Below are 15,221 nucleotides of genomic sequence, written 5' to 3'. Positions count from 1 at the left end.
CGTTCGTTCTCGCTTCGTGATTGATCAACTGTCGATGTCGCTGTCGCACGCGCGCATACGGCGTTCGAGTTCACCGATATCTGCGCACGATTCGAGATAGGCATCGCGGCGGCTATGCTCCGCACGGTCCAGGAGTATCCCTGTCCAGCAGATCAGATGCGGCAGCATATAGTCCTTTCCCACATTGATTAGGTATCCCAACATGATTCGCTCCGCTTGCACCAATATTCCTTTGATGAGATGCCGCTGAGCGATCGAATGAATCGGATAACTCGAAATGTCGCTGGGCGGCGGGTGCGGATGTAATGCAGCCACCATGCCAGCCAAGCGAATCCCTTGTGGCACAAGGATCGGCGCGAACCGAGCCGCGCGCAGTCCGGCACGAGTGTCGGGCGCGAGCCAACGCTTTCGATTCCGAAAGACGGCAAACTTCGAACACGTCTCCAATGCCGAAGCCCTGCCTGAGATACGGAGAAAACCGCGAAAATATTCCCGTTGGGCGGGCTCAAGTTTTTGCGCGGCCGCGCCGTAGATAAGCCTGATAGCCGCCGGTTTGTCGAACGGTCGACTTCGGATGGCACGATAAGATACGGCAGCGTTCGATCTTCGCGCCCGATCCGGCGCCCGGCAATCGCTCAATCGGAGACACGGCGTGCTCAGTCGCCATTCGCTCACTTTCAGGATGACGGTGTTCATCGTCATCGTCTGCATGCTGTTGATCGGCACCGATATCGGGCGCAGCGTCGCTGCACGCCGCGTGCAGATCGACGAGATGACGACGGCAACATCCAATCTCGCGCGCGCGATGGCGCAGCACGCGAACGACACGTTCAAGGAAGCCGATACGACGCTGATCGGCATGGTGGAACGCGTCGAGGAAGACGGCACGTCGCCGCATGCGCTCGCGCGTCTGCATCGCTCGCTCGTCGCGCGCGTCGGACAACTGCCGCAACTGAACGGCCTCTTCATCTACGACAAAACCGGCGCGTGGATCGTCAACTCGCAGCCGAAGCTCGATTCGCGTTTGAACAACTCGGACCGCGAGTACTTTGCATACCATCGCACGCATGCCGATCGTGGCTCGCATATCGGTCCGCCGGTCAGAAGCCGCTCGACGGGCAAATGGATCGTGCCGATATCGCGCCGCATCGATGCGCCCGACGGCAGCTTCGCGGGCGTCGCGCTCGCGACCATCGACATCGACTTCTTCTCGCGTTTCTACGACAGCCTCGACCTCGGCCAGTCGGGCGCGGCGGCGCTCGTTCTGAACTCGGGCGTGATGCTCGTGCGCCGTCCGTTCGAGGACCGCTTCGTCGGCAAGAACGTGATCGACACGGCGCTCTATCGCTCACATGTGGAACAGGGCCGCTCCGGCGTGTTCACGACGCGCTCTTCGCAGGATCACGTCACGCGCCTGAACAGCCTGCGCGAATTGCAGGACTATCCGCTCTTCGTCGCGGCGGCGCTCTCGGAGGATGAAATCCTCGCGCCGTGGTGGCGCGACACGCTTTGGCACGCGTCGGTTACGACCGTGCTCGCGCTCGTGCTGGCGATGTTCGGCGCGCGGCTCGTGCGCCAGGTGACCGCGCGCACGCGCATCGAGCAGGAACTCGCCCGCAGTCTCGCGACGACGCAGACCGTGCTCGACACCGCGATCAGCCCGATCATCACCGTGGACGAGCGCGGCGCGGTCCGCTCGTTCAACTCGGCCGGCGAAAAAGTGTTTGGTTACAAGCCGGAAGAGGTCATCGGGCAGAACATCCGGATGCTGGTGCCGCCGCCGCATCTGGATGCGTATAACGAATACATAATGCAATTCAAGGGCGAGAACGGTGTGGCGACCGCCGATTGCGAGCTTGCCGGCCAGCGCAAGGACGGCACGTCGTTTCCCGCGCACGTTTCCACGGGCGCGATGCGGCTCGATGGCGCTTTGCATTTTGTATCCGTCATTACGGATATTTCCCGACAGAGAAAGGAGCGGACCGAGCTGGCTCTGGCGCGCGACCAGTTGCTGCTCGCCGCGGACATCGCCGAGCTGGGCATCTGGTCGTGGGATATCGCAACGGGCAAGCTGCACTGGAATGCGCGCATGTTCGAACTTTATCAGTACCCGCCGGAGATGCTCGACAACGGCCTGCACATCGAGCACTGGCGCCTGCGCATTCATCCCGACGATCACGACGCGATCATGGCGGACCTGCGCGCGGCCGTGGCGGGCGAAACGGAGACCCTGCCGCCCTTTCGCATCGTCCTGCCGGACGGTACGACGCGGCGCATCCAGAGCGGCTTTCGCACACAACGCAATGCGAACGGCACGCCTGTCGTGATGACCGGCGTGAATTACGACGTCACCGATCAATACGAGCTGGAGTTCCATCTGCGCAATGCGAAGGAACACGCGGATGCAGCGAGCGCGGCCAAGTCGTCGTTCCTCGCGAACATGAGCCACGAGATCCGCACGCCGATGAACGCGGTGCTCGGCATGCTGCATCTCGTGCAGCTGACGGCGCTCAACGCGCGCCAGCAGGAGTATGTGAGCAAGGCCGAAACCGCGGCGAAATCGCTGCTGAACTTGCTCAACGACATCCTCGACTATTCGAAGATCGAAGCGGGCAAGCTGGAAATCGACAACCATCCGTTCGAGCCGGAGAAGCTGATGCAGGAGCTCGGCATCGTGCTCGCGGGCAATCAGGGCACGAAAGATGTGGAAGTGCTGTTCGACCTCGATCCGTCCTTACCGACGATGCTCGTCGGCGATAGCTTCCGGCTTCAGCAAGTGCTCATCAACCTCGCGGGCAATGCGCTCAAATTCACGTCGACGGGGCAGATCGTCGTGAGCGTGCATCGATGCGATGACTCGCACGAGATCGCGGGCGATGCGGTACGTGTGCGCATCGAGGTAAGCGATAGCGGCATCGGCATCAGCGAGGAGCAGCTGGAGCGCATCTTCGAAGGCTTCACGCAGGCGGAAGCATCGACGTCGCGGCGTTATGGAGGCTCGGGCCTCGGACTCGTCATCAGCAAGCGGCTACTCGCGATGATGGGCAGCCAGCTCGAAGTCGAAAGCCGCGTCGGCGAAGGCAGCCGATTCTGGTTCGACATCACGCTCGGCGTGGACACGTCCGGTGGGCCCGTGCATGACGATGTCGCGATTCCGGAACACGGCGCGCGCATTCTCATCGCCGACGACAACGCGATCGCAGGCGAGATCATGTCGCGCACGGTACGTTCGCTCGGCTGGCAAGCGGATATCGTAACGAGCGGGTCCGAGGCGGTCGAGCGCATCGGCGATGCCGCGCGCGGCGATGCGCCCTATGACATCGCGCTGCTCGACTGGCGCATGCCGGGACTCGACGGCCTCAACACCGCGAAGCAGATCAGCGCGATGAGGGGCCGCGCGACGCCGCCTCTCGTACTGCTTATCACGGCTTTTGGTCGAGAGGTCTTGAAAGAGTCGCAGGACGGCGGCGCCGCGCCCTTCGCCGGCTTCCTCACGAAGCCCGTGACACCGAAGCAGCTCGCCGCCGCGATCCGCGCCGCGCTGTGTCGAAATATCGAAGCGATTTCGCCCAGGACTCAACCGTCCGTGAAGAAAACGCGCCGCCTCGAAGGACTCGCGTTACTCGTGGTCGAGGACAACGCGCTCAACCGTCAGGTCGCCGAAGGCCTGCTGATCGCGGAAGGCGCAGCCGTGACGCTCGCGAACGGCGGACGCGAAGGCGTCGATCGAATCGTGACAACAAATGGCCGGTTCGACGCCGTGCTGATGGATGTGCAGATGCCCGATCTCGATGGTCTCGAAGCGACGCGCCTGATTCGCGCCGATGGCCGCTTCGCCGCGCTGCCGATCATCGCGATGACAGCCAACGCATCGGGCGCGGATCGCGACGCATGTTTGCAGGCTGGCATGAACGATCACGTCGGCAAGCCGATCGACGTCGAGCGGCTCGTCGCGGTGCTGCGCGCACATGCGCATATCCAGCACGCCAGTGCCGAGCCGGTCATCGAGCCACGCGATTCGATCATCGCGCGCTTTGGTGGAAATATCGATTTGATCCGCAATGCAGTGGATCGCTTCGGCGCACAAGCCGATAAGCAACTCGAGCGGCTAGCCTCTGCGCTCGCGGCACATGATGCGCAACGTGCCGCATCGATGCTGCATACGATCAAGGGCGGCGCGGGCACGATCGGCGCGGCGGCGCTCGCGAAGCTCGCAAGCACGCTCGAAACCGATGCGCATATGCTCGATGAAACGCGCGCGAAGTTGCCGCGCATGCGTGCGTTGCTTGCTTCGAGCGTCGGACAACTCGTCGATGAATTCGGCCGGCCGCAATCGTCCGTGAAGCCGGAGACGAGCAACGCGCCACTCGACGATCAAGACTGGCGCGCTCGCCTCACCGCGATCATCGAATTGCTCGACGCATCGAATCTACAAGCTATCGCGCTATCCGAGAAGTTATCGCCGCATGCGCCGGGCGCGTACCGTGAAGAGTTCGAGCAATTTCTCGCGCGCGTGCGTGCACTCGATTTCGCGCGCGCATCGGAAATCGCGCGCGACATGCTCGAACAGGTTTAGCCTGCGCGCGTATCGCGGGCGAATACCGGAAACGTATGAACGCTCGCGCCACCCGCCGATTCCACCAGCGCGCGCAATTCTTCCCGCGCTTCACGCGCCGAAGTAAGCGCGCCTTGCACACGCACCTGCAGCACGGCCGATCTGACTGATCTCGCGACGACGTCCGCTGCGCCGGCATCGAGCGTGCATTGTTCGGTTTCGACATCGCGCGCATCGGCAAGCACGACGATGGGCACGTGAGCCAATTCGGTGAGCAATGTCCGCACGGCTTCGCAAGGGTTATCGCAGCAACCTGCATCCAGCACGATCGCGTCCGGCTCCTTGCTTCGTACAAGACGAAGCGCGGCGTCGCAATCTTTCACCAGATCGACCGCGCCGATAGCTTCGAGCGCGTGGCGGTGCGCCTCGATCATGTCGTCCGCAAGAACGCCGAGCACGCGTACGCCCGTGGGTTTTGTGACTGCGGTCTTCGCTGCCTGCGCCTCCATTACGCGATGCCTCAATCGAAGCTGTGCGCGTACGCGCGCTCGCAGGCGCGGTGCAACGAGCGGCTTGATCACGTAATCGGCGGCGCCCATGCGAAATGCGTCGACTTCGAGCGCGGGCGCGTCGTGACTCGTGATGAAGATCACCGGCACGCGGGCGAGCTTCGCGTCGCGCTTGAGGATCTCACAGACATCGAAGCCCGTCATGTTGGGCAGGTTGGCATCGAGAAGAATGAGATCCGGCGTGGACTCACGCGCGAGGGCCAGCGCCGCTTCGCCGGTAACGGCAAAGCGCTGATCCGGAAATTCCGCAAGCATGTCGCCGATGATGCGGATCATCGCCGGATCGTCGTCGACCAGAAGCAAACGCGGCTGATACGTTGATGTGCGGTTCTCTGCTTTTTCCATATTCGAACGGGTATTCATCAGACGAGAAGCGCTTTTACGAACTTTACGCTCGCAATGCGTACGCTGCAAACAAAACTGCATGAAGGAACTAATTATCTGATATTTCAGCGCCGACCACTTTCGACTTCGCAGATACATGCAGAGCCAATCATATTCATAAGCGAATAAGTAATTCGTTCCGCTCGCTCTGCCAGGCAAAGGCAGACGGTGTATAGCCGAATTCGATAAAGCACGTACGTTCCATAAATTTCAGCACGGACGTAATGCAAAAAATGCTCTGACGTTATCAATCGATTCTACCGATCAATGTAAACATTCAAATTTGGATTATCGTTTGCGAGGCGTTTTACATTGCGGCAAGCGGGCGCATACTTGTCCCTACACTTAAAAAAGCCGGGAAAAAAGCCATGGACGGGGAAGCTAGAACGCTGTACTTCGTGGGCCGCGCCGTATCGGACGATTTGTCCGTGCGCTTGCATGATCGCGGCTGGGCCATCGAACGCATCGATCCGGCGAAGCCGCCCAAATCCACGAAGCACGGCAAGCGTGCCGCTGCCGGAATCGTCGACCTGACGACGCGTGGCTTTGCCGCCGAACCGGCCACGCTCACGGCGATGCTCGCAAGTTATCAGATCGGCTGGGTCGCAACCGTCGACGCCGAGCATGTCGATAACCCCGAAATTTGCCGGCTGATTCGCGATTTCTGTTTCGACTATGTGACGGTGCCCTCTTCCGCGGATCGTATCGTCGATGCAGTCGGGCATGCGTACGGCATGGTGTCGCTGCACGACGCCGCCAGCAACGATCCGCGCAAGGACGATTGCAAGGAAGGCAGCATGGTCGGCTCTTGCGATGCTATGCAGGCGCTGTATCGCTCGATTCGCAAAGTCGCGATGACCGATGCACCCGTTTTCATCTCCGGCGAATCGGGCACGGGCAAGGAACTCACGGCAGTTGCAATACACGAGCGTTCGGTGCGGCGCGATCAGCCGTTCGTCGCGATCAATTGCGGCGCCATACCGGCCCATCTGCTGCAGTCGGAACTCTTCGGCTATGAGCGCGGCGCATTCACCGGCGCGAATCAACGCAAGATCGGAAGAGTGGAAGCAGCCGACGGCGGCACGCTCTTTCTCGATGAGATCGGCGATTTACCGCTCGAAAGCCAGGCGAGCCTGTTGCGCTTCTTGCAGGAACGCAAGATCGAGCGTCTCGGCGGACAAGGATCGACCGATGTCGATGTGCGCATCATCTCGGCGACCCACGTCGATATGCAAACGGCGATGCTCGAAGGACGCTTCCGCGCGGACTTGTACCATCGCCTGTGCGTATTGCAGATCGACGAGCCGCCGCTGCGCGTGCGCGGCAAGGATATCGAACTGCTCGCGAATCACATGCTCGATCGCTTCAGAAAGGATGCGAGCCGGCGGTTGCGCGGCTTTTCACCGTGCGCAATAGCGGCGCTTCATAACTACGGCTGGCCTGGCAATGTCCGCGAGTTGATCAATCGCGTGCGCCGCGCAATAGTCATGTCGGAAGGAAGGCAGATCCTCGCAAGCGATCTCGAACTGGGAGAATATGCTGAAGCCGCGCCGATGACGCTCGCGCAAGCACGCGAGGCGGCCGAGCGGCAAGCGATCGAAGTGGCGCTTTTGCGTCACCGCGGACGTCTCGGCGAAGCAGCGGATGAATTGGGGATCTCTCGCGTCACGCTGTATCGCATGTTGACTGCGTATGGATTGCGCGCGAAAGCGGATCGACCGCTGGAGGCATCGGGCGCGTAGCGCATAACAATGTTAGGCGCGAATCGTGCAATGGACAGACGCTCGCGATAAACTCGCGCGCCTTGCAAAAGACTTCCTGCATGCCTATGCGCCGTTCGTGCTGTTCCCCACTGCATGTTATGCACTCGAACTCTTCTTGCGCATCGAAGGCGCGGCCAGGTTCGGGCTTATCTGTCTGATTGCGGGCGGCATCGCCGATATCGCGTTGACATGGTGCGTGGTGGCTCACGTGCAATGGGGCATGCGCGGCGCGGCGCTCGCTTCGGGCATCAGTCAGGCGCTCGCGTGCATCCCGATGCTGGCCTGGCACTTCATCAAGGCACGACACGTTCGTCCAGTAGCCCACGCATTCGCGGCTCGATCACGCATGGCGCATGGCCTATAACAGCGGATTGGAGTCTCTTGGTGAGATCGCGCCGAGCGTTACGATCTTCGCGTTCAATCACGCAGTGCTGCGCTAGCTCGGCGACACGGGACTCGTTTCATTCGCCGTCGTCGAATACATGACGATGATCGCGTCGGTCACGATGGTCGCGCTCGTGCGGGGCATGCAGCCGATCGTGAACTTTCAACGCGGCGCGAGCGAAGCGCACGCCGTCTCGCGCGCATTTTCGATCGGCATCGTCGTCACGGCCGGTTTCGCGCTCGCCGCCGCCTTCGCGATTCTTACGCTCGCACAACCGCTGGGCGCGCTTTTCGTGCCTGACAGTCCGGCCGCGCAAGCGCTTCTGCCCGATGCATTGCCGTGCTGCGCACTCGCGTTCGTGCCCGCTGCGATCAATGTCGCGATCAGCGGCTGTTGAACCGAATGGTTCGGACCGAGAGGCATATGGATGACCGTCGCCATCATCGAACTGGCGACGCTGGCCGCAAGTATCGTGCTGTATCGCACGCGTGGACGCGGAGTAAAGTCATTGCATTCGATGCGAAGCCCGCACGCCGTTCGCGGCTAAGCGTCACGCGTCACGCGTCAGATGAAAACGTCGATCGACCGACGCGAGCAGATGCCTCGACAAGCGCGTCGCACGCCCTTGAATCAGCCTGTCCGATACGCGCGAGAGTGCATAAGAGACCACGAGCACCGCGATCAATGTCGCACCGAATAGCGCGAGCGAAGTCTCGCCATTCTTCTCTCCGAATGTGCGATCGAAGAAATGAAACGTCATATAGACGCAGATGAAGTGCCAGAGATAAATGCCGTAACTTTCGCGGCCGAGCGCGGCGGCGCAGCGTCGGATAAACCTGGCGCGCGGAGCTGCTTGCACATCGCGGCGCTTGCGGGCGTGACGCGAACACACGAACAAAAGGAACGCCACGGCGCTGCATGCGGCGAACACGGGCGCGAGTGCATGCGCCTTGTCGAGCCATACGCCAAGCGCAGCGGTCGCGAGTGCAAAAACTAACGCGAGCGAAAAATAGAGGAACGATACCCGCCTCGTGACATTGGACGCGCCGAGCAAGTGCGAGCGGAATGCATACCACGCCCACATGCCGATGATGAAGCACGGCCCTTGCACGGGCGGCCAGAAATAGCTGAACGTGTTATTGGCGACATTGCAATCGAGGCTACCGTTGCAATCGCTCATCGACATCACCGCACACGAAAGGCCCAGAAGCAGGACGGAAGCGAGCAGCAGCCGCGCGCGGTTCATCGCGAGGAAGAACAGCAGCGGCGCGATCATATAGAACAGCATTTCGACACCGATCGACCATCCTCCCGGCACGACGTTATTGATCGCCGTCGGCGACAGCGCATGCAGGAAAAGCATGTTGAGCAATACGTCCATAGGGCCATGCGTGCCGAGAATCCATGCGCGCTCGATGCCCGAGCGCGCCGCGCCATAGCTGATGAGGCCATATACCGCGATCGCCGCGTAGTACATCGGTGCGATGCGAAAGAAGCGTTTGATATAGAAGCGCAATGTGACATGGCGCGCATCCGCGCAGCGCGCGTGATCCATTTCGAGCGTCATGAAGATCGTGATCGCGCTGATCACGAAGAAAAGCTGCACGCCGTATTGGCCCATGCGCGCAATGAGCGTCACGGCGCCAGGCAGATTGGGGAATTGAAACGACAGGTGTACTGCGACTACCCCGACGATCGCGAGCGCCCGACCTGCGTCGAGCGCGGCAACACGTCCTTTATCCATCGATACTCTCCTCGCGATGATCGCCGACCTTCAAAGGCCGCGAGGCTCGTGGACAATAGCGCCTTTGTCGAAGTTCCTGCTACTCGCCGATACATCGGCAACTCTTACAACAAGAAACTTCATACACGTCTGGATACAACTTTCCGTTTCCGCTCGTTATATGGCGGGCGCATCCTGCCTCAGAAAACGGAGAATGCGGCTAACGACCGTGCTGGGCTGCTCCTGTTGCACCCAATGCCCCGCGCCTTCGATAAGATGTGTTGCGCGAAAATTGGTGCACGCGAGAACCCGCATTGCTTCGAAATCTCCCGGGCGCTGATAATAGCCCCAATCGCTCGCGCCCGCGATGAAGCACGACGGCACGTTGATCGTGCATCCCGACCACGTCCGTAACTCAGCTGCATAACGCGGGTCGGTGCCGCAGCGGTACCAGTTCAATCCGCCCTGAAATCCGGTCCGCGCATATTCGCTTGCATAGATGTTCAAATCCCGATCGGATAGCCAAGCGCATGCCGTGATCTGGCCGGCGTTCCGCATATGTTCCGCGACCGTCTGCGGCATCGTCGCATCGGCATGCATCACGTAATACGTCGGCAGCATCGCGAGTTGATCCGGCGTGATGGATTCAAGCGGATGAGGATGATTGCCCGGCCAGTCCGCGCTCTTGACGTAGTAATACGCGCGCAAAAACGCCGCGATCCCTTGCGGCGCATGGCACATATCGTCGTTAGCCTGCGCGCTCGAGTAATACCATTGATAATGCTTGCGCGGCGGATCGAGCGATGCGAGTCCCGCCACTGCCTCCGCCATCACCGATGCAGCCGTTTCGACGCGCGCGAGTCTCGCCTCGTCTCTCGCGGTGTTGAACGCAAATGCCGGCGGCCCCGCGAAGGGCGCGCTCATCATCACGACGGAGGCGAACACATCGGGGCGAATCAATGCACACCACGCGGCCACGGGCGAGCCGAAGTCATGACCGACTACCGATGCAACCCTGCGATAACCCAGCGCCGAGACGAGACCCAGCACATCGCGCACGAGATTCGGGAAGTTGAACTCGCCCAGATCGGCATCGAATAGAGAAGCGCCGATCGTGCGGCCATAACCTCGTTGATCGGGTGCGATAACATGAAAGCCAGCATCCGCGAGCGGCTTCATGATCTTGCGCCAGCTATACGCAATTTCCGGAAAGCCGTGCAAGAGCACGATACAGGGGCGCTCAGGCGCATCGAATCCGGCTTCGAGCACATGCATCGAAAGACCATTGCCGTTGTCGATCATGCGTGTGCGAATGCCTTCCGGCAGCGGCAGATCGTTCGAAATTTCATTCATGCATGTCTCCTCATGCTTCGAGCAAGGCCGCGAAGCGATCCGCCAGTGTGGGGCGCGAGCGCATCGGCCATATTGCGCTGAGTTCGAACGGCGGCAGGTTATCGCCGTCGCGCACATCGCAAAAGCGCACGCCGGCAAATTGCAGTGCCGTCACCGATTGCGGCAGTAGCGACGCGCCGCATCCCGCCGCGACGCAAGCAAGCACAGTCAGCGAGCGATTCGCGTCCTGCACGACATTCGCCTCGCAACCCGCCTTGCGAAACGCACTCAGAATGCCCGCGCGGACAACTGGTAATTGATCGCTGGGAAACCACACCAGGCCCGCGTCGGAAAGATCCTTGAGGCCGACTCTTCCATCGTCGCCGATCGCAAAAGATTGCGGCAGCACCGCGAGCAAGCGTTCTCTTACGATGAGCTTTTCGCGCATGCGTCCCCCCACCGCGACGGGCGTATGCAGCAAACCGATATCGATCGTGCCTTTCTCCAGCGCGCTCGCCTGCTCCGCATTGCTCATTTCCCTGAGCGTGAGCTCGACATTCGACACTTCCCCACGCAACGCGGCAATCGCGCGAGGTAAAAGATTGAAAAGCGCCGCCGATGCAAAGCCGATCGTCAAACGCCCGCCACGCTGCGCGCCGATTTCCCGTGCGCGATGCGATGCGGCATCGATGCGCGCCACGCTCAATCGTATGTCTTCGACGATCGCCTCGCCTGCCGGTGTCAATTGCGCCCCGCGACGCGTGCGCTCGAAAAGCTTCACGCCCAGATCGCGCTCCATGCGGGAAAGCGCCTGGCTCAATGCGGGTTGCGCGATGTCGAGCACTTCGGCGGCGCGCGTGACGCTGCCGGCATCGACTACGGCGAGAAAGTATTTGAGGTTACGCGTCTCCATAGATCGAGCATATCAAAATGCTATGAAAAACGAACGTATCCATAGTATGCGAGGTCGGCATTCGTTTCTAGAATGCAGTGGCATATTGAACAAGAGCCGGCCCGGCGCTCGCACAGGAGACATAAGATGAATTGGTACCGTGAAATTTCCACGGCGGAAAGACGCACGCTATGGGGATGCTTCGGAGGCTGGGCGCTCGACGGCGTCGACACGCAAGTATTCAGTCTCGTCATTCCGACACTCATCGCGACGTGGGGCATCGGTAAAGGACAGGCTGGCCTGATCGGCGGCGCGACGCTCGTTGCGGGCGCATTGGGCGGTCTGCTCGCGGGCGTGCTGTCCGATCGCATCGGGCGCGTCAAAGCTTTGCAGGTGACTGTTCTCTGGTTTTCGCTCTTACGTTTCTCAGCGCCTTCGCGCAGAACTTCGAGCAATTGCTCGTACTCAAGTCGCTTCAAGGACTCGGCTTCGGCGGTGAATGGACGGCGGGCGCAGTATTGCTCAGCGAAACGATTCGCGCGAAACATCGCGGCAAAGCTATGGGCATCGTGCAAAGCGCGTGGGGCTTCGGCTGGGCCGGCGCGGTATTGCTCTATACCGTCGTATTTTCGTGGGTTTCACCGGATTGGGCCTGGCGTGTGTTATTTGCGGTCGGCCTGCTTCCGGCGCTACTCGTCATCTATATGCGCCGCAATATCGAGGAACCGCCGCGCGAAACGAAAGCCGTCGAACAAGGTCATGCCCAGCGTCAGGGCACGTTCGCGATTCTCGCCGGCATCTTTCATCCTTCGGTATTGCGCACCACAATCGTCGGCGGATTGATTGGACTCGGCGCGCATGGCGGTTATCACGCCATTACAACATGGCTTCCGACTTACCTGAAAACGGAGCGCCACTTGTCGGTGCTCGGCACGGGCGGCTATCTGGCGGTCGTGATAACCGCGTTCGTCATCGGATGCTTTGTCAGTGCGTGGCTTCAAGACAAGATCGGCCGCCGTAAAAACGTGATTCTTTTCGCGGTCTGCTGCGCGGTCACGGTCAATGTCTACGTGTTCTTGCCGATCGGCGATGTTGCGATGCTCATGTTGAGCTTTCCGCTCGGCTTGTTTTCCGCGGGCATTCCGGCGACGCTCGGTGCGCTCTTCAACGAGTTATATCCGCAAGGCGTGCGCGGCACGGGTGTCGGCTTTTGCTATAACTTCGGGCGCGTGGTGTCCGCTGTATTTCCGGTGCTCGTCGGGCATATGGGCAATTCGATGCCGATCGGACAGGCGCTCGGCATCGATGCGGGCATCGCGTATGGACTCGTCGTCGTGGCCGCGCTGCTGTTGCCCGAAACGAAGGGCCGCCGTATTGCGACCGTGCCCGCTCAAACCGCATCGAGCGAGCGATCGCCCACGCATGTCTGATCTATCCATGACGCATTCACTTCACTCCACGCTCGCCGACGAGCAATGGCTAGCATCGACGCCTGCGGCAATCGAAGCTATCGACAGTCACGCGCATGTCTTCGTGCGGGGTCTTCCGCTCGCGCCGCATCGCCGTCACGCACCCGACTACGATGCGACGCTCGATGCCTACGCAGAACATTTGCGAGCGAACGGCATATCGCATTCAGTGCTCGTGCAGCCCAGTTTTCTGGGTACGGACAATTCATTTTTCCTCGATGTGCTGCAGCGTTATCCGCAGCGCTTTCGCGGCGTGGCCGTCATCGATTCATCGATCAGCGATGATGGATTGCAGCATCTCGCGGCGCATGGTGTCGTCGGCATGCGGCTGAATCTTATCGGCCTTGCATTGCCCGATCTGCGCGCATTGCACTGGCGCGAATTATTTAGGCGCATCAATGCGCTTGGCTGGCATGTCGAAATTCATCGCGATGCAGTGGATTTGCCGATGCTCGTCACGCCGCTGCTCGAACAAGGCTGCACAATCGTGGTCGATCATTTCGGCCGTCCCGATCCCGCATTCGGCATCGACGATCCAGGCTTTCGCTATCTTCTGACGACGGCGAAGAGCGGGCACGTGTGGGTCAAGTTATCGGCGGCTTATCGCAGTGTCTTTGGCGAAAGCGGCGTCGGACTCGGGCACACGCTTACGTCCGCCTTGCTCGACTCTTTCGGCGCGGCGCGGCTCGTATGGGGCAGCGACTGGCCGCATACCCAGCATCAAATGGTGATCGACTACGACGCGTCACGCGACGCGCTCGACCGCTGGATTCCGGACGCATCGCTGCGTACCGTCGTGTTGCGCGATTCAGCGCGCGCCCTGTTCCGCTTTGCGTGAAATCCGCGCAAGCGCCGACGTGCATCGCGGGTTAGCATTGCAAACGCCAGACACGAAACCACTTTCCGGACCCGAAGCCATGACCACTTCTTCTTCACGCCGCCGTGCCGCCTTTCGCGAACGGATCAACGCGCGCAGCGCCCTGCTCTTGCCCGGCGCGTTCAATGCGATGAGTGCGCGCGTCGCGGCCGATCTGGGCTTCGAAGCGATTTACATCACCGGCGCCGGCGTGACGAACATGTCGCTCGGCATGCCGGATCTCGGCTTCATCGGTCTCGCGGAAGTCGCGGAGCATACGTCGCGCATTCGCGATGCAGTGGACTTGCCTCTTATCGTCGATGCGGATACGGGCTTCGGCAATGCGCTCAACGTGCGTCATACGGTGCGCACGCTGGAACGCGCGGGCGCCGATGCGATTCAGCTGGAAGATCAGGTTATGCCGAAGAAATGCGGCCATTTCGCGGGCAAAGCCGTGATCTCGACGAATGAAATGACAGGCAAGATACGCGCGGCGGTGGATGCGCGCGAAGACGATAACTTTCAGATCATCGCGCGCACCGATGCATGCGCGGTGGAAGGCTTCGATGCGGCCATCGAACGCGCGCATGCATTCGTCGAAGCGGGCGCCGATATTCTCTTTGTCGAAGCTATCGAAACGCCGGAGCAAATCGCATCCCTGCCCAAGCTGCTCGAAGCACCGCAACTCATCAACATCGTGATCGGCGGCAAGACGCCCGTGACGGATCAGGCCGATCTGGCGCGCATGGGTTTCAGTCTCGTGCTGTATGCGAACGCCGCATTGCAAAGCGCCGTGCGCGGCATGCAGACCGCGCTCGGCGCATTGAAATCGCAAGGGCGGCTCGATGAAGATCCGTCCGTCGTCGCGCCGTTCGCCGAACGTCAACGGCTCGTGAACAAGCCGCTCTTCGATGAACTCGACCGCAAATACGCCGCGGATTGAAGCCTTTACGCCTTAGCGCGAGTACATCGCATTCCAGTCGGATTGCGATACGCGCGCACCGCCCGCTTGCGACGTGCCGTTAGCCGCGCCGCCATAAGCCGTCGCGCCATCACGTGCTGCGAGCTTCGCTTCGGCTGCCTGAATCGCTTCGGGATAGTGCGCTTGATCCCCGTCCCCCACGTGATAACCGACGCTCTGCAATGCGGCGAGTTCGGCGCGAACCTGTGCTCGCGTGATCTGGCTTTGCGCGAACGATGCGACAGGAACGACAAGAGCTGTTGCGACGATAGCTGCGCGGATGATCGACTTCATGATGAAACTCCAGTGTTATGAGGTGCCTGGCTTCGAAC

Annotated in this window: 12 protein-coding genes and 1 pseudogene; 7 read left to right on the top strand and 6 right to left on the bottom strand. The window is 60.8% G+C overall.

Translation table 11 applies throughout. The features are described 5' to 3' along the window. Positions 1-24: 24 nt before the first annotated feature. Positions 25-696: a hypothetical protein gene (locus NCS28_RS26550; protein ID WP_250516754.1), complete on the bottom strand. Its 672-nt coding sequence runs from the start codon at positions 694-696 to the stop codon at positions 25-27. Here NCS28_RS26550 and NCS28_RS26545 point away from each other — a divergent pair. Beyond that, positions 653-4,576, top strand: a complete 3,924-nt coding sequence (locus NCS28_RS26545; protein ID WP_250516753.1) for a response regulator — start codon at positions 653-655, stop codon at positions 4,574-4,576. The genes NCS28_RS26550 and NCS28_RS26545 overlap by 44 nt on opposite strands. Here the strand turns inward: NCS28_RS26545 and NCS28_RS26540 are convergent. Then, entirely contained in the window at positions 4,573-5,487 is a 915-nt protein-coding gene (locus tag NCS28_RS26540) for a response regulator (protein ID WP_250516752.1), read from the bottom strand. The two genes, NCS28_RS26545 and NCS28_RS26540, sit on opposite strands and share 4 nt — an antisense overlap. Before the next feature lie 389 nt (positions 5,488-5,876). On the opposite strand from NCS28_RS26540, the gene NCS28_RS26535 reads away from it, so the two are divergent. The 3 genes from NCS28_RS26535 to NCS28_RS26525 all read left to right on the top strand — a co-directional run bounded on the left by NCS28_RS26535 (position 5,877) and on the right by NCS28_RS26525 (position 8,053). Next, a complete protein-coding gene (locus NCS28_RS26535) occupies positions 5,877-7,250 on the top strand; it encodes a sigma-54 dependent transcriptional regulator (protein WP_250516751.1) in 1,374 nt (457 codons plus the stop codon). 25 nt (positions 7,251-7,275) lie between these two features. Further along, entirely contained in the window at positions 7,276-7,635 is a 360-nt protein-coding gene (locus tag NCS28_RS26530; protein WP_250516750.1) for an MATE family efflux transporter, read from the top strand. Positions 7,636-7,753: 118 nt separating this feature from the next. Beyond that, a complete protein-coding gene (locus NCS28_RS26525) occupies positions 7,754-8,053 on the top strand; it encodes an MATE family efflux transporter (RefSeq protein WP_250516749.1) in 300 nt (99 codons plus the stop codon). 153 nt (positions 8,054-8,206) lie between these two features. On the opposite strand, the gene NCS28_RS26520 is transcribed toward NCS28_RS26525, so the two are convergent. The 3 genes from NCS28_RS26520 to NCS28_RS26510 form a co-directional block, all read right to left on the bottom strand. Next, positions 8,207-9,400, bottom strand: a complete 1,194-nt coding sequence (locus tag NCS28_RS26520) for an acyltransferase family protein (protein ID WP_250516748.1) — start codon at positions 9,398-9,400, stop codon at positions 8,207-8,209. Between the two features lie 156 nt (positions 9,401-9,556). Then, on the bottom strand, positions 9,557-10,732 hold the full coding sequence (locus NCS28_RS26515) for an alpha/beta hydrolase (protein WP_250516747.1): 1,176 nt from the start codon (positions 10,730-10,732) through the stop codon (positions 9,557-9,559). A gap of 10 nt (positions 10,733-10,742) precedes the next feature. After that, positions 10,743-11,624 (bottom strand): LysR family transcriptional regulator, encoded by an 882-nt coding sequence (locus NCS28_RS26510; protein WP_250516746.1) that lies wholly within the window; start codon positions 11,622-11,624, stop codon positions 10,743-10,745. 126 nt (positions 11,625-11,750) lie between these two features. Between NCS28_RS26510 and NCS28_RS26505 the strand changes: the two are divergent. From NCS28_RS26505 to NCS28_RS26495, 3 genes and pseudogenes are all read left to right on the top strand, one after another. Beyond that, a pseudogene (locus NCS28_RS26505) lies at positions 11,751-13,033 on the top strand (MFS transporter). After that, positions 13,026-13,910: an amidohydrolase family protein gene (locus NCS28_RS26500; protein ID WP_502801238.1), complete on the top strand. Its 885-nt coding sequence runs from the start codon at positions 13,026-13,028 to the stop codon at positions 13,908-13,910. The pseudogene NCS28_RS26505 and the gene NCS28_RS26500 overlap by 8 nt, the downstream one beginning before the upstream one ends. 79 nt (positions 13,911-13,989) lie before the next feature. Continuing rightward, positions 13,990-14,871: an isocitrate lyase/PEP mutase family protein gene (locus NCS28_RS26495; protein ID WP_250516745.1), complete on the top strand. Its 882-nt coding sequence runs from the start codon at positions 13,990-13,992 to the stop codon at positions 14,869-14,871. 12 nt (positions 14,872-14,883) lie between these two features. On the opposite strand, the gene NCS28_RS26490 is transcribed toward NCS28_RS26495, so the two are convergent. Then, complete coding sequence (locus NCS28_RS26490) at positions 14,884-15,183, bottom strand: DUF4148 domain-containing protein (protein ID WP_250516744.1); 300 nt, start codon at positions 15,181-15,183, stop codon at positions 14,884-14,886. Positions 15,184-15,221: the final 38 nt, after the last annotated feature.

Origin of the sequence: Caballeronia sp. INDeC2 (assembly GCF_023631325.1) — a bacterium.
Lineage (GTDB): Bacteria > Pseudomonadota > Gammaproteobacteria > Burkholderiales > Burkholderiaceae > Caballeronia.
The sequence above is the reverse complement of the archived record's forward strand: the minus strand, read 5'-3'. Positions and strand labels throughout refer to the sequence as shown.